The sequence below is a fragment of the Candidatus Pelagibacter sp. uisw_091 genome (genome assembly GCF_059512525.1).
In genome coordinates this window covers 192864-217192 of record NZ_CM183455.1, presented here as the reverse complement: position 1 = coordinate 217192, position 24329 = coordinate 192864, and the positions used below count along the sequence as shown (strand labels likewise).

The following is a 24329-nucleotide window of genomic DNA, read 5'->3' as shown; positions in this document are numbered from 1 at the left end:
ATTAAATTGATTAGTTTTTGCTCGAAAATCTGAACAAAGGTTCGTTATTAGGTCTGATAGGGACATTTACATTCTTTGCAGATGCCCAAGAAATTACCTGGTGGTGTAAAGGAAGATATGAAATATCATCTTTTACAATTTTCCAAGCTTCTGCGATTGCAGCATTTCTTTTTTCTAGGTCTACTTCACCTTCCATAACTTTAATTAACTCATCAACTCTAGTGTCACTAAAGTTAACTCTGTTCCAACTAGCTCCAGTATCATATAAGTAATGAAATACATAATGACTATCTAAAGTAGGAACGCCCCAACCAAGCATATAAAAATCACCTTTTTTATTTTTTAGCTCTTTAAAGTGTTTACTTTTAGTTTGAGAGTTCAGAGAAACGTTAACACCAATTTTACCAAACATTCCAACAACTGCAGTGCAGATTGCTTCATCATTTACATATCTGTCGTTTGGACATCTTAGTTCAACATCAAAACCATTAGGGTATCCAGCATCAGCTAAAAGTTTTTTTGCTGCTTCTGGGTCATATGCTAATCGTTTATCAAGATCTTTGGTATAGCCAGTTACTCCAGGAAATGTAATTATTCCTGCTGGTTCACTTAAGCCTCTCATAACTTTTTTCTGGATCGCATTTATATCAATTGCTTGATAAAGAGCTTGTCTAACTTCCTTTTTTTTAAAAGGGTTATCACCAGTATTCCCAGATCTAAGTTCATCAGCTCCTTGGTCCATTCCTAAAAAAATTGTACGCATTTGTGGTGTACTTACAACTTTATGTCCTGCTGAACTTCCAATACGTCCTAAATCTTGAACAGGTGCATCCGTAACAAGGTCAATTTCTCCAGATAGTAGTGCTGCAACTCTAGTTGCTGCATTAGCTATAGGGAGTAGCTCAATTGAAGTAAGATTATGTTCAACATTTCCCCACCATTTACTATTTTTCTTAAAAACAGTTTTGGTATTTGGCTCTCTTAAGGTTATTTTAAAAGGACCCGTTCCCATTGCATTAACTGACGCATAAGTTTCTTGTGACGCATTCCAATTTTGCGGAGCAGTTGAAAAATTTTTATCCGACCACGCTTTTGACATTACAAAAATATTAGATAATTGATTCAAGAGAATTGGATTTGGTTCAGTTGTTTTAATTTGAACTGTGTATTTATCAATTGCTTTAACAGATGAAATTGAACTGATATATTCTTTAAAATCAGACGTTGGTAGTTTTGCTCTTAATATACTAAATACCACATCTTCAGATGTCATTTGTGTACCATCAGAAAACTTAACATCTTCTCTTAAAAAGAAATACCAAGTAGTTGGGTTTACTGCTTTCCATTTGGTTGCAAGTTGAGGTACAATTTGCATGTCAAGTGCTCTAGTTACTAATGCCTCATATACTTGTCTTGATACTTGTGTTGTTGGCCCTTCATTCTGTGCATGCGGATCAAGTGTTAAACTATCACCTGCCATTGACCATTTAATATTTTTAGCCCATGCTGAAGAAAATCCAAATACTAGTGTTAGTGTTAATAGTATTTTTATTAAACTTTTAATTTTCATTATATTCCCTCTCTTTATTATTTTTAAAAAGTATAGGTGATATAATTTTATTTTACAAATTCGTGTATAAGTAGAAATTTATAAATAATAATTAGCTTTTGTCGCTATCTATTAATTTTTTTTTACCAATCCAAGGCATCATTGCTCTAAGCTCTGCACCTACTTTTTCAATTGGATGATCAGCAAGATCTTTTCTCATTTTTAAAAAGTTCTTTTGTCCACCTTCACATTCTTTCATCCAGTCTTTAGTAAATTTACCAGATTGAATATCAGCAAGCACTTCTTTCATTCTTTTTTTACTTTCACTATCAACAACTTTTTTACCAGATACATACTCACCATATTCTGCTGTATTTGAAATAGAGTAATTCATATTAGCAATTCCACCTTCATAAATTAAATCTACTATTAATTTTACCTCATGTAAGCATTCAAAGTACGCCATTTCAGGTTCGTATCCAGCTTCAGTCAAAGTTTCAAAACCATTCTTAATTAATTCAACTAATCCTCCACAAAGTACTGATTGTTCTCCAAATAAATCTGTTTCACATTCATCTTTGAAAGTTGTTTCAATAATTCCCGATTTACCTCCACCAATTGCTGAAGCATATGATAAAGCAAGGTCTCTTGCTTTGCCTGTTCCATCTTGGTGTACAGCAAATAAACACGGCACCCCACCACCTCTTTCAAATTCGCTTCTAACTAAATGTCCAGGTCCCTTTGGTGCAACCATGAATACATCTAAATCTTTTCTTGCTTCAATAAGTTTGTAATGAATGTTTAAACCATGAGCAAAAGCTACACTTGATCCTGCTTTAATTCTTTGATCAATATGATTTTTGTAAATTGAAGCTTGTAGTTCATCTGGCGTAAGTATCATTGCAACTTCTGCCCATTCTGCAGCATCAGATAAACTCATTACTTTTAATCCTTTAGATTCAGCTTTTACTTTACTTGCTGATCCATCTCTAAGAGCAACAACAACTTCCTTAGCTCCACTATCTTTTAAATTTAATGCGTGCGCATGCCCTTGACTACCATAGCCAAAAATTGCTATTTTTTTACTCTTTATTAAATCAACATCTGCATCTTTTTCATAAAACATTTTCATTTTTTTCTCCTTTGTAATTAATTAAAAATTTCTGCACCTCTAGTCATTGCAACCGCTCCAGTTCTTGAGGCACTAACAAGACCAAATAGTTTTAAATTCTTCGTCACAGTATCTATCTCTCTTCTTAATGCTGTTATTTGAATTACAGCAGATTTATTTGTTTGATCTAATATAACTGGATTGTATTTTTTACAAGCATTTAAAGCTTTCTTAATTTTAGAAGGATTTGCAACAATTTTTAATAATGCCATCTCTTTAAATATAACTTTTTTATCCTCTCTTTTAAAATTTCCAACTTTATGAACTGGAACTAACTTCTTTAGCTGTAATACAATTTGTTCGATAACTTGAGGTGTTCCAGTGGTTACAATTGTAATTCTAGAGAGATTATTTTTTTGATCAACTTCTGCTACTGCCAAAGACTCTATATTATAGCCTCTACCAGAAAATAGACCTACCACTCTAGATAATACACTTGCTTCGTTATCAACCCAAACAACTATAATGTGAGTGTCAATTTTCCCTAGTTTACTAGGTGTGCTATATGCAGATTTAGATTTTACCATTTTAAACTAAAGATTTCCCTTTACCTGTAATTTTATTTTCTTTCTGGTCTTTTGGTCCTAATAACATTTGATTGTGCGGCTTACCAGAGGGTATCATTGGATAACAATTTTCAGCCTGATCAACGTGGCAATCAAAAATTACAGGTCTATTTGTGTTGACCATTTCTTCAATTTTTTCATCTAATTCATCTGGATTTTCTGCTCTAATTCCAACGCACCCATAAGCCTCTGCTAATTTGACAAAATCTGGTAATGCTTCAGAGTAACTCTCTGAATAATTTTTTTCATGAAGTAATTCCTGCCACTGTCTAACCATACCCATATATTGATTGTTCAAAATAAATATTTTTATGGGCAAATTATATTGTACTGCAGTAGAAATTTCCTGCATTGTCATTAAAATTGAAGCTTCACCAGCAATATCTACAACTAATTTTTTTGGGTGCGCAACTTGTACACCTATTGCTGCTGGTAACCCATAACCCATGGTTCCAAGTCCTCCTGATGTCATCCATCTATTTGGTTTATTGAATTTATAATGCTGTGCAGCCCACATCTGGTGCTGTCCAACTTCAGTTGTTATATACGTATCTTGATTTTTTGTTAGTTCATAGAGTCTTTGGACTGCATGTTGAGGTTTAATAATCTTATTACTATTTATAAAGTTTAGTGACTGTTTTGTTCTCCATTTTTGAATTTGTTGCCACCATTTAGATATTTTTTGTTTATTGGATTTTTCTAGATTTAAATTTTTATTTTTTAAAGTTTTAGTAGTTGATTTTATAACTTCACCAACATCACCAACGATAGCTAGATCAACTTTTACAATTTTATTAATTGATGATGGGTCAATATCAATATGAACTTTTTTTGATTTGGGAGAAAATTCATCAATCTTTCCAGTAATACGATCATCAAATCTTGCACCAATATTTATCAATAAATCACAATCATGCATTGCATTATTTGCTTCGTAGGTACCATGCATTCCAAGCATTCCTAAAAATTGACTATCATCACCTGGATAAGCACCTAATCCTTGTAAGGTTGAGGTAATTGGAAATCCGGTTAACGCTATTAATTCTCTTAAAAGTTCACTAGCTTTTGGACCTGAGTTAATTACCCCACCACCAGTATAAAAAACTGGTTTTGAAGCTTTTTTCATTAAATCAACTAACTGGTTAATTTCTTTTTGATTAAATCTATTTAAAACCTTGCCATTTAATTTTTTTTCTTTCTTAGGTTTAAAATATTTTGCTTTTGCAAACTGAATATCTTTTGGAATATCGACTAAAACTGGTCCTGGTCTTCCAGTTGTTGCAACCTCAAATGCTTCATGCATTATTCTTGGAAGATCATTAATATCTTTGACTAGCCAATTATGTTTTGTACATGGTCTTGTAATTCCTGTTGTATCACATTCTTGAAAGGCATCTGTTCCAATTAAATGTGTTGGTACTTGCCCAGAAATACAAACTAAGGGAACTGAGTCCATATAAGCATCTGTCAATGCCGTGACAACATTTGTTGCACCTGGACCAGAGGTAACTAATACAACACCTGGTTTTCCTGATGATCTCGCATAACCTTCTGCAGCATGACCTGCACCTTGCTCATGTCTAACTAGAATATGTTTAATAGTTGGATGATTTTTTAATTCATCATATATTGGTAGCACTGCTCCACCTGGGTAGCCAAAAATATGCTCAACTTTTTGGTCTTCAAGACACTTAAATACAATCTCTGCTCCAGAATATAAATTACCCATTTGGGCAATCTATTCGACTTTGTGTTAATTGGTCAAGTTTAAGCAATGGTTTTTTTAATTTTTTTATGTATTCGTCAATCTTGATGGGATTAATTTTTTTCCAAGATTTCATCCTACTTCTTGCCCATGTGGCTTGTCTTTTGGCGTATTGTCTGGTTTTAATTGAAATTAATTCTTGCGCTTGATCTAAATTAATTTTTTTATTCATGTACTGTGTCAATTCGTCAATCCCAATAACTCTATTTACACTTAAATCTTTTTTTATTTTAAGCTTATTAAAAAAATTTACCTCTTTTATTGCTCCTTCCTCAATCATCTTAATTACTCTTGATGAAATTCTTTTGATCAAATCATCTCTTTTAAAGTTAATATATAGTTTTAAAAATTCATTCTTTTTAAATTCTGGTTTAGTTTTACTTAGCCATCTATACATAGAAATTTTTGTGAAAGATTTTATTTCAAAAGCTCTGATTGCTCTTTGAGTATCATTTGGATCAAATCTATTATGAGTCTCAGGATCAATTTTTAAAAGTTTTTTATAAAACTTTTTCTGTCCATCTTTTTTTTGCATCTGTCTAATCTGATTTCTAAATTTAGGGGGTATTTCTGGGATTTCAACTAAGCCATCAATTAAAGATTGAAAATAAAGCCCTGTTCCACCAACTAAAATAGGTATTTTTTTTCTTTTTTTAATTTCTTTAATCTTTTTAATAGCAGTTTTTAGCCATTGACCAGTAGAAAAATTTTTATTTAAATCAACAAATCCATACATATGATGTTTAATATTTTTTTGTCCATCTTTAGTTGGTCTGGCAGTTAGAATCTTTAACGTTTTATAAACTTGCATACTATCTGCATTAATAATTTCACCATCAATCTTTTTGGCAACCTTTATAGCAAAGTTTGATTTACCTGATGCAGTAGGACCAGAAATTAAAATAATCTTGGACAGTTTGCCCATTATCAATCTAACTTAACACCAATATATCTTCTTTGGTTTTGATTATTATAAATTACAATCAAAATTGTTTTTTGATTAGATTTTAGAGCTTTATCAACTATATCTTCAAGATCTTCTTTAGATCTAATTTTTTTCTTTTGGGCTTCAATTATTATATCACCTACATTTAAATAATTAATTGGACTATTTTTACCAATACTAGTTATAACTAGTCCTGTTGTTTGATTGGGAAGTTTTCTTTGTTCAATATCTTGTTCGTTTAATAATCTTGCTATAATTTTCAAAGATTTTATTTCTGACATTTCGGGTGTTTTTGTTTCAATTTCTTTTTTCTCTTCTTTAAAATCAGTTGATGTTTCTAATCTTCCTAATTTAATCTTTTTAATAATTTCTTTTTTATTTCTCCAAATTTTAACATCAACAGTTTTGCCTACTTCTGTTTGAGCAACAATTATTGGAAGTTCTTTCATTTCATTAATTCTAGTTCCATTGAATTCTAAGATGATATCTCCTGCTTTAATTCCAGCTTTTTCTGATGGACTTTTTTCAGCTACACTTGCAACTAATGCCCCACGTGGCTCATCTAACTTTTCAACATCAGCAATTTCTTCTGTAACTACTTGAATTCTAACACCAAGCCATCCTCTTTTTGTTTCACCAAATTTTATTAACTGACTAATAACTTTTTTTGCACTATTAGATGGTATTGAGAAACCTATACCAATTGAGCCAGACTGACCCAAAATTGCTGTATTAATTCCTATTACATCTCCATTCATATCAAATAATGGTCCGCCAGAATTTCCAGAGTTAATTGATGCGTCTGTTTGAATATAATCCTCATAACGTGATAGGCCAATTGATCTATTTCTTGCTGAAATTATTCCTGTTGTTACTGTTCCACCCAGTCCAAATGGATTTCCAATGGCAATAACCCAATCACCTATTCTTGCTTTATCAGAGTCTCCAAAATTAACTGGGATAAATTTTTCTTTTGATTCTATTTGTAAAACTGCAAGATCTGAAAGTGGGTCCTTGCCTATAATTTTTGCCTTATATTCTTTTTCTCCATTAACAGTAACAACTATATCTTCTGCGTCTTTAATTACATGATTATTTGTAATCACTATTCCTTTTGCATCTATAATAAAACCTGATCCAAGCGCACTAGCTTTTCTTGTCTGTGGTGTTCCAAATTCTTTAAACATATCTTCAAATGGCGAACCTGGTGGAAATTTAAATCCAGGAAATGGATTGCTATTTGTAGTTACAGTGGTAGTTGTTGAAATATTTACAACTGAAGGCATTAGTCTTTCAGCCAAATCTGCAAAAGATGCGGGAATATCTTCAGCAAAAACTTTAGTCCCATAACTAATTATGAAAAATACGGTTAATAATTTTTTAATTTTATTCATTTTAATTTTTTATGTACCAAATTATAATAAATCCTATAACTGCAAATATCAATCCACCTGTTCTTAATTGACTATTAGTCACATCACTTAATCTTAATAGCATACTTTTCATTTTTAATGGAAATAAGGCATATAAAATTCCTTCTATAAAAAGAAAAAGTCCAAAAGCTATAATTAGCTCTTTCATTGTTTTAGATTAATTTTTAGGTTTTATGTTACCAAAAAATTTAAAGAATTCACTATCAGGTGATAAAATTACTGAAGTGTCTCCACCTATTAAAGCAGTCTCGTAAGCCTGCATTGCTCTGTAGAAAGCAAAAAATTCTGGATCTCTTCCAAATGCATCTGCAAAAATTTTATTTCTCTCACCATCTCCTTGACCTTTCATAATCTCAGAGTCTTTGTTTGCATTGGCTAGTAATACAGAAACATCTTTGTCAGCAGTTGATGTGATAGTTACTGCCATTTCAGCTCCTCTTGCTCTAAATTCTTTAGCTTCTCTTTCTCTTTCTGTTTGCATTCTTCTATAGATTGCTTCACTATTAGCTTGAGGTAAATCAGCTCTTTTAATTCTAACGTCCACTATTTTAATTCCAAATTTTTGAGCTTCTGCGTTTACACCTTCCTGAATTAAAGACATTTGCTTAGATCTATCTTTTGATAGTAATGTTTGTAATTCTTGTTGACCTAAAACATTTCTAATTCTTGAGTTAATAATTGTTGCTAACCTTGATCTTGCAACTCTTTCATTGCCTACTGAAATGTAGAATTTTAGAGGATCTACAATTTGAAATCTTGCAAATGCATCAACGATTAATCTTTTTTGGTCTGATGCAATAACTTCTGCTGGTGGTGTATCTAGATTTAAAATTCTACTATCTAAAAAGACAACATTTTGAATAAAAGGTATTTTAAAATTTAAACCTGGTTTTAGTATAATTTTTTTAGGATCACCAAACTGAAGAACAATTGCTTGATTAACTTCTTTAACAACAAATATAGAAAAGAACACTAATGCTCCTAATAAAATAGCTATTGGTAATAAAATTTTTTGTGCTTTCATTAATTCGTCACTTTCTTTTTGCCCAATTCAGGTAGTGGTAAGTAAGGAACTACACCTGAGCCTGCATTTTTTTCAATTATTACCTTATCAATATCTGCTAAAACTTTTTCCATAGTCTCTAAATACATTCTTTCTTGAGTTACTTCTTTGGCTTTTGCATATTCATTATAAATAGATATAAATCTACTAGCTTCACCCTCTGCTTGAGCAACAACTTTTTGCTTATAAGCTTCTGCTGCTTGCATAATTTTTGCAGCTTCCCCTCTTGCTCTTGGAATAACATCATTAGCATAAGCTTCAGCTTCATTTTTAGATCTTTCCATATCTGCTCTTGCTGCTTGAACATCTCTAAACGCATCAATTACTTGATCAGGTGGATCAGCTTTTTGTGTTTGAACTTGTGTAATTTGAATACCACTATTGTATTCATCTAGAATTGATTGAATAATTTCCTGAGTTTCAATTTCAATTTGAGCTCTGCCCTCAGTTAAAACTGGTTGAATTTTACTTTTTGCAATAACTTCTCTCATTGCTGTTTCTGCTGCAGCTTTTACTGTTCCTTCTGGATCTTGTATTTCAAATAAAAATTTACCTGCATCTTTAATTACCCAGAAAACTGAAAAATCTATATTAACAATATTTTCGTCACCAGTAAGCATTAAACTTTCTTGAGGAACATCAGCAACTCCTCCACCTTGTGAAAAACCACTGTCTCTCTCTGATCTAAATCCAATGTCTATTCTATTTACCTTTGTAACTTTTGGTGTCTGAACTGTCTCTATTGGAAGTGGAATATGATAATGTAACCCTGGCTGAGTAGTTTTTATAAATTTCCCAAATCTAAGTACAACACCTTGTTCATCAGGTCCCACTCTATATAGCCCACTTGCTAGCCATACAAATGCTATAATAATTAAAATTAAACCAATTGGCTTTCCTCCTGATGAGCTTCCACCAGGTAAAAATTTATTTATCTTACTTTGAATATCTCTAATTAATGCCTCGATATCCGGAGGTGTGGGTCCTTTTCCTGAACCATTTCCTCCTCCTGGAGGTTTTCCCCATGGACTTCCGCCTCTACCTTGAAAATCATCTGACATATGACAAAGTATATAATGTCTTTATTATAAAAAACAAGTAATGATAAAAAAATGACAGATAAAAAGCCAGAACTAAGTGACGCAATGAAAAGGAAATTAGAGCCTAAAAAGTTCACAAAGAACCCAATTTTAGGAACAAAATTTACAATAGCTGTATCAAGTGCAAAAGGTGGTGTTGGAAAATCTACCTTTGCAACAAATCTTGCTTTAGCTTTAAAGCAAATTGGCTGCAAAGTTGGTTTGCTTGATGCAGATATTTATGGCCCTTCAATTCCTAAAATGTTTGATATTAACGAAAAGCCAAAAAGTGATGGCCAGACTTTAACTCCAATAACAAAATATGATATTCAGTGTATGTCTATTGGCTTTCTTGCAGATCAACAAACTCCAATGATTTGGCGTGGTCCTATGGTTACCAGTGCAATTAAAACTTTTACACAAAAAGTTGGGTGGAAAGATTTAGATTTTATAATTGTTGATATGCCTCCAGGAACTGGAGATACTCAACTAACTTTTTCACAAGAAATTAAAATGGACGGTGCAATTATAGTTTCAACTCCTCAAGAAGTTGCTCTACTGGACGTGAAAAGAGGAATTAAAATGTTTGATAAGCTTGGTGTTAAAATTTTAGGTCTAGTTGACAATATGAGTTACTTCACAGGTGATGATGGAAAAAAATATAAAATATTTGGTGAAGGTGGTGTTAAGAGAACAGCAGAAGAATTTGATAAAGAATTTCTAGGGGAAATCCCATTAAATCCTGAAGTGGGAAAATGCGGTGATGAAGGGAAACCAATTGTAGAAGCCAACCCAAATCATGAAATTTCTAAAATATACTTAGATTTTGCTAAAAAAATTAAATCAATTTATCTTTAAGATCAAAAGCAGTCATTAGCTCGTTCCACTCTCTTTTAGATAAACCAGTGCTATCAGGATTAATATTTTCGCCTTTGATAAGTTTTTGGATTATTACTTTTCCTTTTGCAGAAACTTCTGTACCACCAACTCTATAATCCATGAATGAATCATAAGTTATAGGAACCCATTTCTTAACTGTATCTAGCATTATATCAGCATACACTCTTATTTCGTATTGTGCATGACTATCAGCTCTAAGTCTTAAAAAATTCATCAGATTTAATAAATCAGTTTTCCAGTACCACTGAGTATAAGTATTCAAAGTTAAATTCATTCTAGCTAATTCTCTTGCTAAACCTTTTTTATTTTCATCAATTGTTGAGCCATCAAACCTTTGATTTAACATCATCTCATAATTATCATAAGTTCTTTCAGCATCATTTTTTAATAGTTCTAAAACTTCTTTTGCTTGTTCGCCTTCAATGACATCACCTCTTCCCTGTCTATTACTTGCTGACTGAGCAGCCAAATTTTCTGTCGATGGTAAATAAAATTCTTTATCTAAAATAGAGTATCTTGCAGAATATTCATTTACATTTGCTGTTCTATGTCTAATCCATTGACGTGCAATAAAAATTGGAAGCTTTACATGATATTTAATTTCACACATTTCAAATGGTGTGCTGTGCCAATGTCTCATTAAATATTTAATTAGACCACTGTCTGTTGAAACTTGCTTTGTTCCTTTGCCATATGAAACTCTAGCTGACTGGACAATCGAAGTATCATCACCCATATAATCTACCACTCTAACAAAGCCATGATCTAAAGCTGGCATTGCTTCATAAAGAATTTTTTCAAGTTCAGGCACTGTGACTCTTTTAGTTTGATTTTGTTGAGATTGCTGATCTTTAATCTCTTGTGTCTGTTCTTTAGTTAATTTCATTTTTTTTTCTAGTGATTTAATGTTTATAAAGCTATTTGACAAATTTGTATTGTTTTTTTCTATTTCGTCAAAAAAATTCCACGCTAATACTAATATAGCAGAATTTTTATCTTTTACTTTTTCTTTAGAAACTATGGGTATATTTACCCCAGGAATAAATTTTCCATGTTTTAATGGGTTGTCCTCAACTATAAAATCTATTTCATTTTTAATATTAAAGTAATTTAATGCTGTTGAAGCTTTTGCTGGAGCTCCATAGCCAACTATATTGGGATATTTTTTTTTTAAATTTTTTAAATTTTTAATAACTTCTTTTTTTAAATTCTCTATTTTTTTTCCAAAATCTAAATACGTTTCTATTTTTTTTAAACCATATTCCTCTTCTTTTTTTAAAAAGTCATTTACAGAATTATCAATTTCAATATTTTTTTCTTGGCTAAGATAAATTCTAATCGATCCACCATGAGTATCTATCTCTTCGACATTGAAAATCTTTAATTCTAAATTTTCAAAAAATCTTTTTAATGAAGTTAAAGACCAGTAATTTGTATGCTCATGATAAATGTTATCAAAAGTTAAATCTTTAATAGTGTTTAACAAATATTGTACTTCTATAATGATTTTTCCATCAGGCTTAATTAGTTTTTTCATGGACTCAGCCATTGATTTTAAATCATCGGCATGTGCAAAAACATTTGAAGCTAATAATAAATCTGCTCCATTTTTAATTGGGTTGAGTGCTTTTTCATCTAAATAACCGTGAAAAGTATTAATTCCATTTTGATTAGCAAGATCTACTAAATTTTTTGCAGGTTCTATACCCTGAATATTAGAGAAGCCTAGGTCTAAAAAAGGTTTTAATCCAATGCCATCATTGCTTCCTACGTCAATGATGTAAGAACCTATATCGAGTTTGAAATCTTTAACATACTTCTTAGCAGCTGAAATAAAATGTTCTCTAAATGATTTAGTAGTTGAAGATTGATACAAATAATTTGAAAACATTTCATTACTCTTTATTGCAACAGAAAGTTGACAATTAAAACATTCTTCACATACATTAAGTTCTAAAGGATATACCTTGCTTTTTTCCTTGATATCATCAAGAAGATTATTTGCCAGTGGCTGGTAACCTAATGATAAAACTCTTTTAAGTTTTTTGGAGCCACAACACCTACATTCAAATTTGTATATAGATTGCAACAATTTTTTCTCTTGATCATCAACAAATTTATATGGAATAGTATGGGTAATCCCATAGTTTTCATGCTCTCTTTCTCCTCTAACTAGATTTAAAAAAATTGTATCCTCAGTAAAAACCATCGTATGAGCTACATTCGGTTGCGTAACTATCATGTCACCTTCGTTAACAACATGTGTTACTTTTATAGATTTATCATCAACAAGATCTTTATAAATACTGATGAATTGACCTTTAATTAATAAACATTTTTGTTCTTGGACAGGATGAAAGTGATTTGCTCTCATTGTTCCTTTTTTTGATTCTATATATCCAATCATATTGATGGGCTCTGGTAGGTCATAATTACTGATTTTACCACGCTCATCAATAAATTCTCTAACACCTTTAAAAGTGTATTCTAAATTTTTATCAAATTTTTCATAAGACCATTTAGTTATCATTTCTTTAATGCATGTTTCAAGGTCATGAACAAATTCAAACCCTGTATTTAGTAATTTTTTATTTGATAAAGAATATCCTTTATTGGGGACCTCATCATCTGTTAGAGTGATTTCTAATTTTGGATTAATTTTTTTACATATATCAGCAACATCTTTTACAGTAAGATTTTCTTTAGTTAAATTATAAGTTCCACTTTTAAAGTCATTGTTTTCTTCAACAAATTTAAAACATCTAGCTACATCTATTAATGGAACTAAACTTTTAAGCTGAACACCTCCTCCAAAAAGTTTAATTTTTCCATTTTGAGAGGCAATTTTAGAAAATAAGTTTGGCATTATATTTATTCTCATAGTGTCTGTTGAGAACCCATAGACTGAACCCAGTCTAAAAATTGCATATTTATTTCCAGAGTTTTTAATTTGATTTTCATTTTCTACTTTACTTGAAGAATACGCTAAAAAAGTATTTGTTTGTTCATTTTCATCTAAATTTTCTTTTGGTTCTTTTAAACCTTCAAAAACAACATGAGTAGATGGAAAAACAATAGTTGCTTTCGCATTCATTGATTTAAGCACGTTTGCTGTACCTTCTATTGCAACTTTTATTGTGAGTGAATCTTTTTCTTTATCAGCTTCTTTTTTTACATAGGCTACATCTGTGATTCCAGCTAAATGATATACAACCTCAGCTTTTTCTAAAAACGGTTTAATTGCTTCTAAATCTAAAATATCAGCTTGTATAAATTGAATTTTTCTTCTTTTTAATTCATTAACTCTTTCTGAAATAAATCTATTATCGATTGCAACTACTTCATACTTCCAGCTAAACCCAGAATAGAGTTTGCAAAGCTCAGTACCAATATATCCAAGCGCACCTGTTATTACAATTTTTTTCATATTTTTGACTCTACTTAAATCTTTCAATAACTATTCTAAAAATAACAGCAAATATATGGTGGAATTTAATTTTTTTTCCTTCTTCGTGTGTTCTGCCATTATAACTAATTGGTACTTCATAAAATTTTTTTCCTTTTTTAACAACCTTGCTAAGTATTTCAGCGTGTTGCTCAAAGCCTATTGTCACAAGCTCCTTTTCATTCAATAAATTACTCTTGTAGCACGCATAGCATGAGTAGATATCTGTAAAAGTTGTATTATAAAATAGATTAAAAATTAATGTTATAAGTTTATTTCCAAATTTATTCAAAATATTGTGAGATCTTGTGTATTCAGAATAATTAAGTCTCGATCCTATGATGAGGTCAGGATTAAAACGATTTATCAATGTAATAAACTTATTTAATTCTATTGGGTCATATTCTAAATCTGCATCTTGAAAAAATATATATTCACCTTTTGACACCTCTAATCCTTTTTTTACTGCATTTCCTTTGCCTTGATTGGTCTTATATGTGATTAACTGATTGTACAGGTTTGGATTATCTTCTAGTAACTTTAAAGTATTGTCTGTTGACCCATCATTTATAACTATAACTTCAAAAGAAGTTTTGCTTTCTGTAGTTTCTTGAATTCTATTTAACACTTTAAGGATCGACTGATCCTCATTAAATATTGGAATTATAATAGAAATTTGAATAATTTGATCTGTCATTTTTTAATTAAAATATATTAACATTTTAAATATTAATAATTCATATATAATAATTATGTTGGTTTTCCAACTACGACGATAAACGAATTTCGTAATAACCATTACGGACGTGGGGGCAGTACCCACCACCTCCACCAAGTGCAATTTATGGGGGTGAAATAGGATCGACGGGTGACTAAAGGCTATTCTTTCGTTCGGAATTGTTCCACCGTAACGGGCTAAATTTTAAATGCTAACGAAAGTTACGCTATTGCTGCATAATTAATTTAGGTTAATTATAGAAGCACGGTCTGGGGCACCGGGTAACAGAACGCCCCTTCACAATCATCTACTTATCAATATTTAACTTAAAATTTTTTTATCAAACTTTATCTTAATAAAATTGGCTATAGGCTTCTCAACAAAAGTATGAATAAAACAAGCAAATAAAACTACTAAAATAAAGATAAAAATTTGCCATATAAAAAATGAGTTATATTTATCATAACTAAAAATACTTTCAAAAATATAAATTGTAGGTAAGTGAGTTAAATATATTGAATATGAGGCATTACCTAAATAGAGTAGAAATTTAGACTGAAAAATTTTATCTTCAATTAAAAGAAGTGATAGAACTATTAAGAAGGATGGCACTCCCCAATAAACAAATCTTAGATAAGTAAAATTATTTTTATAGATAGCTATATCTGTATAAATTAGTAAAAAAAAACCAGTCAAAGCTAAAAAAATATAATATATGTGATTAATTCTCTTAAAAAATTCTAATCGATATATCAAATAAATTATAATTCCAAATCCAAACTCAGCAAAATGTCCATATTTTTTTTCTGAAAAAATAACAAAATCTATTAAAATTACTGCACACAAAAGCATTACTAAGATTAATATAATTCGAATATTTTGTTTTGAAAAAATAAGTATTGAAAAAGAACAAAGGGAATAAAAAATAAATTCATACTCTAGAGTCCAGCCAACTGCTAATGGCGGAGATGTTTTATAAAATTTAATAAATGTAATTGCCTGTAATGAATGGAGTAAATTTGGAAAATCTATAAAACCTATAATTATTGCAAATAGAGTAATCAGATAATACAGAGGAGCTATCCTAAAAAATCTAGACATCAAAAATTTTCCGTAGGTCCGTTGATTTTTTTCCATTATATAAAGTATTATAAACCCACTTATAACAAAGAATATATCAACTCCCTGTTCTCCTGTTTCAATATCATATGGATAAGCAAATACATGATTGGCAGCTACCATTAGGGCTGCTATAGCTCTTAAATATTGTATTGAATATATAGTCATAATTTAAAATACATATAATTATACTTTCTAAAAAATAAGTATAGCTTTGATAATTCTATGCGTCAGAATAATAAATGACAATAGTCAATTCTATTGATAGGTTTTATTATGGAATTTACAGAAGAAGTAAAAAAATCAACAAATAGTATTTATCAAAAAATCTCAAAAGTTTTACCTGAGATAGAGTGGCCAATTCATGCACCTTATATTCATAGGATTAATCAATTAAAAAAAGAAAAAAATGCAGTGATCTTAGCTCACAACTATCAAACACCTGAAATTTATCATGGTGTTGCAGATTTTGCTGCGGACTCGTTAGCTCTTGCGATAGAAGCTTCAAAAACTAGTGCTGATATTATTGTAATGGCAGGAGTTCATTTTATGGCCGAAACTTCTAAGTTAATGAGTCCTGAAAAAAAAGTTTTACTTCCTGATATGACTGCTGGTTGTTCTTTATCATCATCAATTACAGGTAAAGATGTAAGATTATTGAAGGAAAAATATCCAGGAGTACCTGTTGTGTCTTATGTAAATACTTCAGCAGACGTTAAAGCAGAAACAGATATTTGCTGCACATCTGCAAATGCAGTAAAAATTGTTGAGTCGCTTGGAGTTAAAAAAGTTATTTTTTTACCTGATGATTATTTAGCTAAATATGTTGCTTCTCAAACAGATGTTGAAATCATTGCTTGGAAAGGTATCTGCATGGTCCATGACCAGTTTAATGAAAAAGAAATACATGATATTAGAAAAAAAAATCCTGGGATTAAAATAATAGCTCACCCAGAATGTCCACCTGATGTAATTAAAGCTAGTGACTTTGCAGGATCAACTGGTGGAATGATTAAGTATGTTGAGGACAATCAACCAAAGAAAGTAATGATGGTTACTGAATGTTCAATGAGTGACAACATTCAAGTAGAAAACCCAAATGTAGAATTTATTAGACCATGCAATCTTTGTCCACATATGAAAAAAATTACATTACCAAAAATTTTAAATTGTCTAGAAAATGAAACTGGTGAAATCATAATGGATAAAGAAATAATAGAAAAAGCAAGAATTCCCGTTGAAAGAATGGTTGTAATTGGCAGATAATAAAAGTGTCTCAAATTAAATTAAGCAATTATTATATAAAAAACATTGTAAAGCTTGCTTTAAATGAAGATCTATACCCTTCTGGTGATATTACTTCAAATTTAGTTAAAAATAGTAAGATAATAAAAGTTAAATTAATTTCTAATCACCAAGCAGTGATTGCTGGGTTGGAGTTTGCAAAACAAACATTTAAATTAATAGATAGTAAGATTAAATTTATTATCAAAAAAAAAGAAGGCTCCAAAGTTATTAAGAATGATGTAGTAGCAACCATTGAAGGTAAGGCTGAAAATATTCTAATTGGTGAAAGAGTTGCTTTAAATTTTATGAGTCATATCTCTGGGATTGCTACTAAAACTAATCAATTTGTTAAGCGAGTTAATAAAAAGTGTAAAATTTGCTGTACTAGAAAAACAATTCCAACCTTAAGAATTATACAGAAATATGCTGTTAAATTAGGTGGAGGCACTAACCATAGATTTAACCTAAGTGATGAGTTTTTGATTAAAGATAATCACATAGCAAGTTCAGATATCAAAACTTTAGTATCTCTTGCAATTAAAAATAAAAAAGGACGAAAAATAACTGTAGAGATTGATAATTTAAATCAGCTTAAGCAAATAATGGGTTTAAAATTTGATACAGTCCTGTTTGATAATATGAACAGTAAAATACTTAAAAAAGGTGTTAAAATTGCTCAAAAATATTATGAAACTGAGGCGTCTGGAAATGTAACTTTAAAATTAGTTAAAAAAATTGCAGCTACAGGTGTAGACAGAATCTCAATAGGTAGTATCACTCATAGTACTTCAGCAGTAGATTATAAATTAGAGATCTAAATCCTCGATATTATTTTTTTTTAGATAGCTCTGCTTGAGCAGCAGCTAATCTTGCAACTGGAACTCTATAAGGTGAGCAAGAAACATAATCCAAGCCTACATTTGAACAAAAATGAATACTTTTGGGATCGCCACCATGCTCGCCACAAATTCCAAGTTTAATTTTTTTATTTTGTTTTCTGCCTCTTTCTACGGCAATTTCAACTAAATCACCTACCCCATCATCAATTGAAATAAATGGATCAATAGAAAATATCTTATTTTCAATATAGTCATTTAAAAATTTACCACTATCATCTCTGCTTAAGCCAAATGTTGTTTGGGTTAAATCATTAGTACCAAAACTAAAGAACTCGGCATGTTTCGCTATATCATTTGCTTTAATAGCTGCTCTTGGTAATTCAATCATAGTACCAACTAAAAAATTAATCCTAACTTTTGTATTTTTTTGAACTTCTTTTGCGACTCTTATAACTAAATCCTTCATTATTCTAATTTCAGCTTCTGTTGATACTAATGGAATCATAATTTCAGGAAATGCTGATTTAATTTTTTTTATTTTAAGTTCAGATAAAGCCTCAAAGATTGCTCTACACTGCATTTCATAAATTTCTGGAAATGAAATCCCTAATCTACAGCCTCTATGTCCTAACATTGGATTTTGCTCATGTAATTCATTAATTCTAGATTTAATTTCTTTTAAAGGAAGACCCACAACAGTTGCCACATCATTAATTTCTTTTTCTGTTTTGGGAAGAAACTCATGTAATGGTGGATCTAATAACCTCACTGTAACCGGTAGACCATTCATAATTTTAAATATCTCAACAAAATCTTTTCTTTGATGTGGTAAAAGTTTTTCTAAGGCTTTGTTTCTATCTTCTTTTGTTTTTGATAAAATCATCTCTCTAACTGATAAAATTCTTTCTTCATCAAAAAACATATGTTCTGTTCTACAAAGACCAATGCCCTCGGCCCCAAAGTCTCGTGCGGTTTTAGTATCAAGTGGTGTTTCTGAGTTAGTTCTAACTTTTAATTTTCTATAACCATCAGCCCAACTCATTAGTTTTGAAAAATCTCCAGAAATTTCAGGTTTTACTGTTGGTACTTCTCCTAAAATAATTCTACCTGTTGAGCCGTCAATTGTGATAATGTCCCCTTCCTTAACCTCAATAGATGTTGTTTTAAAAGTTTTAGCTTCATAATTAATATCAATTTCACTAGAGCCAGATACACAAGGTCTCCCCATGCCTCTTGCAACAACTGCTGCATGACTTGTCATTCCGCCTCTTGAAGTTAAAATTCCTTTTGCCGCATGCATTCCATGAATATCTTCTGGTGATGTTTCAACTCTTACCAAGATAGTATCTTGCATCATATCATTTAATCTCTCAGCTTCTTCTGATGAAAAAACTACCTTACCACTTGCAGCACCAGGAGAAGCAGGCAAACCACTTGCTATAACATTCACTGAACTTTTCTCATCTAATGTGGGGTGTAATAAAGTATCCAAAGAATCCGGATCTATTCTCATCACTGCTTCTTTTTTTGAAATCAATTTTTCTTTAACCATGTCAACAGCAATTCTAACTGCAGATTTTGAGGTTCTTTTTCCCGACCTTGTCTGCAGCATCCACAATTTATTTTTCTCAACTGTAAATTCAACATCTTGCATATCTTTATAATGTTTCTCTAAAACTTTTAAAATTTTGTCTAATTGTTTAAACACTTTAGGCATAGATTCTTCCATTGAAGCTTCTTTTGCTTTTGCATCTTTTCTAGCTTTTTTTGTAATATATTGAGGAGTTCTGGTTCCTGCCACAACATCTTCTCCCTGGGCATTAATTAAGTATTCACCATAAACTTCATTGATTCCATCAGATGGATTTCTTGTAAAGACAACTCCAGTTGCACAATCATCACCCATGTTACCGAATACCATAGACTGAACATTAACTGCAGTTCCCCATTCAGCAGGAATTTGATTTAATTTTCTATAAACTTTTGCTCTATTGCTTTCCCAGGATAAAAATACGGCACTAATTGCTCCAAGTAGTTGATCGTACACATTTTGTGGAAAATCTTTTTTAGTTTGATCCTTAACAACTTTTTTAAAGTCATTAATTAGACCTTCCCAATCATCTTCATCTAGATCAGTATCTAAAAGAACACCTTTTGTTAATTTGTAATTTTCTATCAGCTCTTCAAAATGGTAGCTTTCTACTCCCATTACAACATTTCCATACATTTGAATAAATCTTCTATAGCTATCTTTTGCAAATCTCATATTGGAAGTTTTTTTTGCAAGTGCGATTACCGTTTTATCATTTAAACCTAAATTTAAAATTGTATCCATCATACCAGGCATAGAAACCCTAGCACCAGATCTGACAGACAATAATAATGGGTTTTTTAAATCACCAAATTTTTTTCTAACTTCTTTTTCAATATCTTTTAATTCTTTTTTTATGGTAATAACTATTTGCGAATTTAATTTCTTTTTATCTTTATAAAACAGGTCACACACGTTAGTAGATATTGTAAACCCCGGGGGAACAGGCAGTCCAATTCTTCCCATCTCAGAGAGATTTGCACCTTTTCCACCCAAAAAATTTTTTGGATTCTTAATTTTACTTGAGTCTTTAGATTTAAAATTTAATATTAATTTCTTCACTATTTGGTCTCTATATTTGAAAAACTTATGTAATTATCAAAGGTTCTACATAACATTTGCAAAAGTTCCAATCTGTTTTTTTTAATATTAATATCCTCATGATTAACTTTTACATTATCAAAAAACTCATAAATAACTTTTTTAGCACTTGCTAAATTTGTGAGAGATTCGATGCAGTCTTCATCTTTATTTATATTCGTGAAATACTTCCTTAATTCATTAATCTTTTTTAATAAATTTTTCTCATAATCATTTTTGAAAATACCAGGGTCAGTTGTATTTGATAATTCAATTTTGCTATTTTTTAATTCATTTTCTAATATGCTTGATGCCCTCTTATAACTAGTGACTATATCCTCACCAACTTCCTTCACGATAAGGTTATTTAGAGTTGAAGCTTTTTTGTATATTTTATTCATATGATCTATTCCATACGAGCTAATACTAGCTTTTATAATATCAATTCTAATTTTCTTTTCCTTCATGTAGTATTTTAATCTATCCATCAAAAATTCTGATAGCTCACTTTGGAATAAATCATTTGATAATTCAAAACCTTGGTCTCTGTGAAGTGAGGTCGAATAGCTAATTAGATCTTTAATCTTAAACTCTTTATTGTTATCAATTAGTAATTTTATAATACCTAATGCTGACCTTCTTAGTCCATAAGGGTCTTTTGAGCTTGTTGGTTTTTGATTGATTCCGAAAAACCCAACTAAAGTGTCAACTTTATCAGTTAGAGCTAAGGCAATACTAAATGGTTTTTTTGGTGTTTTACTATCAAGACCTATTGGGAGGTAATGTTCACTTATCGCTAAAGCTATTTCTTTATCAAAACCTTGTTCCATAGCAAAATATCCCCCCATAATCCCTTGAAGCTCTGGAAATTCACCAACTAAGTCTGAAATTAAATCAACTTTACAAATTGATGCTGATAGCTCGACTTGATCTTTGCTAATTAATAATTCATCAGAGATCATTCCTCCAAGTTTTCTCATTCTTTGAATTTTATCAAAATAAGACCCTAAACCTTTAAAGTAATTCATAGTTTTTAGTCTTGAAACTTGTTTTACTAAATTTTGAGATTTATTTTTGTTCCAAAAAAATTGGGCATCGCTTAATCTTGCCTCTACAACTCTTTCGTTCCCTACTTTTATGAAGCCCTTGGTATCTTTATTATTTGCTACTACTAAAAACTCATTCGTAATTTTACCTTTTTTATCAAAAGTTGGAAAATATTTTTGATGAAATTGCATTGTAATTATTAAAATTTCTTTTGGTATATCTAAAAATTTTTCATCAAACTTACATATTAAGATATTAGGTTGCTCAACTATATCTGTAACTTCATCAAAAAGTTTATTATTAGATTCAATGCTGAAGTTTTTCTTATTAGATATTCTTTCAAATTCTTTAACAATAAAATCTTTTCTTAATTTATGATCTATAATTATACCTGATTGCTTGAAAAAAAATTTATAACTTTTAAAATCTTTAAATATCTTTTGCTTATCTTCAAATTCTTTATCGGTAAATGTTGTATTTGAAGATATCAAATGATGAAATTTGAAACTCAAGCTTTTACCATCAAAAACAGCAAGAATAGATTTCAGAGGTCTTGCCCAATTAAGACTGTAATTTCCCCATTTCATTGATTTTTTCCATTGAAGTTTATCAAGAATTAAAGGTGCGTGCTCTTCTAATAAATTAATTGTATTAATCTTTTTTGAAGGCTTCTTAAAAAAATAAAACTCTCCTTTTTCAATTTTTTTTTTAAGTAAGTTTTTTTTTTCTATTTGATTTGATCTTAAAAAACCTTCTATGGCTTTTTCTGGAGCATTAACATTTGGCCCTTTTATTTCTTCAACTTTTTGAGTTATTTCTTTAGATAGACCTTCAAATAGAATTATAAGACGATTTGGTGTTGAAAAAGAAGAACTTTTTTTAAATAAAATTTGTTTTTCTTCAAATAATTTCTGGAAACTTTCAAGTAAAGTATGACGTGAATTACGCTGTAAACCAGCTGGTATCTCTTCGCTAAATAGTTCTAAAAAAAATTCTGACATTAATCTGTTTGATTACTCAACCAACTTTCAGCAACTGCTTTTGTAATATCTCTAATTCGCCCTATATATTCTGCCCTTTGAGCAACACTTATAACTCCCCTTGCATCCAAAATATTAAATACATGACTTGCCTTTAAGCATTGATCATATGCTGGTAATGAAATTTTTTTTTCTACTAATGATTTTGCTTCAAGCTCAAGCATATCAAACATTTTAAATAGATTGTCTGTATTAGCGTGTTCAAAATTATATGCAGAAAATTCTTTTTCTGCTTGAAGAAATATATCTCCATATTTTACACCTGCATCATTCCATAAGAGGTCATAAACATTTTTTTTTTGTTGCGTAAACATACAAATTCTTTCAAGACCATATGTGATTTCAACTGAAACTGGCCTACATTCCATTCCTGCCATCTGTTGAAAGTAAGTAAATTGAGTAATCTCCATTCCATCACACCAAACTTCCCAACCCAATCCTGCAGCACCTAAAGTTGGGCTTTCCCAATCATCTTCAACAAATCTAATGTCGTGTTCTTTATGGTTAATACCAATTGCTGCTAAACTATTTAAATAAATTTTTTTAATGTTATCTGGTGATGGTTTAATTAAAACTTGAAATTGATAATAATGTTGTAATCTATTTGGGTTTTCACCATATCTTCCATCTGTAGGTCTTCTTGAAGGCTGAACATAAGCTGCTTTCCAGGGCTTTGACCCTAAAGATCTTAAAGTTGTTGCTGGATGAAAAGTCCCAGCTCCCACTTCAATATCGTATGGTTGAAGAATAATACAGCCTTGTTTTCCCCAATATTTTTGAAGATTCAAGATGGTATCTTGAAATGATTGAATTTTAAGTTTTATAATTTTTTCTTTAAAAGCCATATCTTTGCCAGATAGATCTTTCCTCTAGAATGTTTGCTAATTGATCAACTTGATTACTAGATGAAGAAAATTTTTTACTTAACCAACCTTTGGATTTTTCAAATTTTTTAATAACAATATCGTCACCAAATTTTTCTTTTAAAATTTCATTAGCATTCCCCAATCCATCAATCAAGCCAAGCTCCTTTGCTTTACTGCCTGCCCAAAATTCTCCTGAGAATAGCTCAATACCATCTTTTTTTAGTTTAGCTCCTCTACTTTCTTCTACAACTTTAATAAAATCTTTATGTAGGTCTAATTGAATATTTTTAAGCCTTTCAATATCCTCAGATTTTTCTTCTTGGAATGGATCAAGTGAACTTTTGTTTTTTCCAGCAGTATGAACTCTTCTTTCGACACCAATTTTTTTAATCAATTCTGTAAATCCAAATGATGAATAAATAACTCCTATAGATCCAATAATTGAGCTAGAATTTGCATATATTTCATCACCCGCGCAAGCTATTAAATAACCACCAGAGGCGGCAACATCTTCTGCAAATACCATTACTTTCTTATTATTTTTTTTAGCTTGAGCTCTGATAAATCTATAAATTAAGTGTGATTGTACTGGCGATCCACCTGGTGAATTTATAGTAATTGCCACTACTTTTCCTTTTTTTAAAGAAAAAGCTTTTTCAATGATCTCTTCTTGTCCCGCAAAATCAATGCCTTGTTTAAACTTACCAGCATTACCTATAACACCATTTAGCCTAATATGAGCTATTATTTTTTTCTTTTTAAAAAAAGAGAACATTGTTAATCCTTATAGAGTTTTTGATTTAATATAAAGCCTACTTATAGTTG

General features: G+C 30.6%; 19 protein-coding genes, 1 other RNA gene and 1 pseudogene. 4 read left to right on the top strand and 17 right to left on the bottom strand.

Features of this window, described 5'->3' with window-relative positions; translation table 11 throughout:
* Positions 1-10: 10 nt before the first annotated feature.
* From AC5YGA_RS01145 to hflK, 9 genes are all read right to left on the bottom strand, one after another.
* Positions 11-1570 (bottom strand): ABC transporter substrate-binding protein, encoded by a 1560-nt coding sequence (locus tag AC5YGA_RS01145; RefSeq protein ID WP_415308785.1) that lies wholly within the window; start codon positions 1568-1570, stop codon positions 11-13.
* Positions 1571-1661: 91 nt separating this feature from the next.
* Positions 1662-2681, bottom strand: a complete 1020-nt coding sequence (gene ilvC, locus AC5YGA_RS01140; protein ID WP_415308783.1) for a ketol-acid reductoisomerase — start codon at positions 2679-2681, stop codon at positions 1662-1664.
* A 17-nt stretch (positions 2682-2698) separates the two neighbouring features.
* Positions 2699-3247: an acetolactate synthase small subunit gene (gene ilvN, locus AC5YGA_RS01135; protein WP_415308781.1), complete on the bottom strand. Its 549-nt coding sequence runs from the start codon at positions 3245-3247 to the stop codon at positions 2699-2701.
* 1 nt (position 3248) lies between these two features.
* Positions 3249-5015 carry an acetolactate synthase 3 large subunit gene (locus AC5YGA_RS01130; RefSeq protein WP_415308780.1) on the bottom strand — a complete coding sequence of 589 codons (1767 nt, stop codon included), beginning with the start codon at positions 5013-5015 and terminating at the stop codon, positions 3249-3251.
* Positions 5008-5976, bottom strand: coding sequence for a tRNA (adenosine(37)-N6)-dimethylallyltransferase MiaA (gene miaA, locus AC5YGA_RS01125; protein ID WP_415308778.1), 969 nt, complete (start codon positions 5974-5976; stop codon positions 5008-5010). Before miaA ends, AC5YGA_RS01130 begins: the two co-directional genes overlap by 8 nt.
* Before the next feature lie 2 nt (positions 5977-5978).
* A complete protein-coding gene (locus AC5YGA_RS01120) occupies positions 5979-7391 on the bottom strand; it encodes a Do family serine endopeptidase (RefSeq protein ID WP_415308777.1) in 1413 nt (470 codons plus the stop codon).
* A 1-nt stretch (position 7392) separates the two neighbouring features.
* Positions 7393-7578 (bottom strand): DUF2065 domain-containing protein, encoded by a 186-nt coding sequence (locus AC5YGA_RS01115; protein ID WP_415308775.1) that lies wholly within the window; start codon positions 7576-7578, stop codon positions 7393-7395.
* A 9-nt stretch (positions 7579-7587) separates the two neighbouring features.
* Positions 7588-8454: a protease modulator HflC gene (gene hflC / locus AC5YGA_RS01110; RefSeq protein WP_415308773.1), complete on the bottom strand. Its 867-nt coding sequence runs from the start codon at positions 8452-8454 to the stop codon at positions 7588-7590.
* Positions 8454-9554, bottom strand: a complete 1101-nt coding sequence (gene hflK, locus AC5YGA_RS01105) for an FtsH protease activity modulator HflK (RefSeq protein ID WP_415308771.1) — start codon at positions 9552-9554, stop codon at positions 8454-8456. Before hflK ends, hflC begins: the two co-directional genes overlap by 1 nt.
* A 51-nt stretch (positions 9555-9605) precedes the next feature.
* Between hflK and AC5YGA_RS01100 the strand changes: the two genes are divergently transcribed.
* On the top strand, positions 9606-10430 hold the full coding sequence (locus tag AC5YGA_RS01100) for an Mrp/NBP35 family ATP-binding protein (RefSeq protein WP_415308769.1): 825 nt from the start codon (positions 9606-9608) through the stop codon (positions 10428-10430).
* On the opposite strand, the gene thyX is transcribed toward AC5YGA_RS01100, so the two are convergent.
* The 3 genes and pseudogenes from thyX to AC5YGA_RS01085 form a co-directional block, all read right to left on the bottom strand.
* A complete protein-coding gene (gene thyX, locus AC5YGA_RS01095) occupies positions 10411-11358 on the bottom strand; it encodes an FAD-dependent thymidylate synthase (protein WP_415308767.1) in 948 nt (315 codons plus the stop codon). The genes AC5YGA_RS01100 and thyX overlap by 20 nt on opposite strands.
* A gap of 51 nt (positions 11359-11409) precedes the next feature.
* A pseudogene (locus tag AC5YGA_RS01090) lies at positions 11410-13899 on the bottom strand (NAD-dependent epimerase/dehydratase family protein); the annotation flags it as partial.
* A gap of 10 nt (positions 13900-13909) precedes the next feature.
* The gene (locus AC5YGA_RS01085; RefSeq protein ID WP_415308764.1) at positions 13910-14614 is read right to left on the bottom strand and encodes a glycosyltransferase family 2 protein; all 705 of its coding nucleotides are present in this window, start codon (positions 14612-14614) and stop codon (positions 13910-13912) included.
* 19 nt (positions 14615-14633) lie between these two features.
* On the opposite strand from AC5YGA_RS01085, the gene ssrA reads away from it, so the two are divergent.
* Positions 14634-14935: a transfer-messenger RNA gene (ssrA, locus tag AC5YGA_RS01080) on the top strand.
* Positions 14936-14956: 21 nt separating this feature from the next.
* Here ssrA and AC5YGA_RS01075 read toward each other — a convergent pair.
* Positions 14957-15922, bottom strand: coding sequence for an acyltransferase family protein (locus AC5YGA_RS01075; protein WP_415308762.1), 966 nt, complete (start codon positions 15920-15922; stop codon positions 14957-14959).
* 108 nt (positions 15923-16030) lie between these two features.
* Between AC5YGA_RS01075 and nadA the strand changes: the two genes are divergently transcribed.
* Entirely contained in the window at positions 16031-17020 is a 990-nt protein-coding gene (nadA, locus tag AC5YGA_RS01070) for a quinolinate synthase NadA (protein ID WP_415308760.1), read from the top strand.
* Between the two features lie 5 nt (positions 17021-17025).
* Positions 17026-17859: a carboxylating nicotinate-nucleotide diphosphorylase gene (gene nadC / locus AC5YGA_RS01065; RefSeq protein WP_415308758.1), complete on the top strand. Its 834-nt coding sequence runs from the start codon at positions 17026-17028 to the stop codon at positions 17857-17859.
* Between the two features lie 10 nt (positions 17860-17869).
* Here nadC and ppdK read toward each other — a convergent pair whose 3' ends face one another.
* Genes ppdK through AC5YGA_RS01045 form a run of 4 tightly spaced genes read right to left on the bottom strand, consistent with a single transcriptional unit; the run spans position 17870 to position 24279 of the window.
* Positions 17870-20533, bottom strand: a complete 2664-nt coding sequence (gene ppdK, locus AC5YGA_RS01060; protein ID WP_415308757.1) for a pyruvate, phosphate dikinase — start codon at positions 20531-20533, stop codon at positions 17870-17872.
* Positions 20533-22599, bottom strand: a complete 2067-nt coding sequence (gene glyS, locus AC5YGA_RS01055; protein WP_415308755.1) for a glycine--tRNA ligase subunit beta — start codon at positions 22597-22599, stop codon at positions 20533-20535. The genes ppdK and glyS overlap by 1 nt, the downstream gene beginning before the upstream one ends.
* Positions 22599-23483 carry a glycine--tRNA ligase subunit alpha gene (locus AC5YGA_RS01050; RefSeq protein ID WP_415308753.1) on the bottom strand — a complete coding sequence of 295 codons (885 nt, stop codon included), beginning with the start codon at positions 23481-23483 and terminating at the stop codon, positions 22599-22601. The genes glyS and AC5YGA_RS01050 overlap by 1 nt, the downstream gene beginning before the upstream one ends.
* Positions 23473-24279: a S49 family peptidase gene (locus AC5YGA_RS01045; RefSeq protein WP_415308751.1), complete on the bottom strand. Its 807-nt coding sequence runs from the start codon at positions 24277-24279 to the stop codon at positions 23473-23475. The genes AC5YGA_RS01050 and AC5YGA_RS01045 overlap by 11 nt, the downstream gene beginning before the upstream one ends.
* Positions 24280-24329 lie beyond the last annotated feature (50 nt).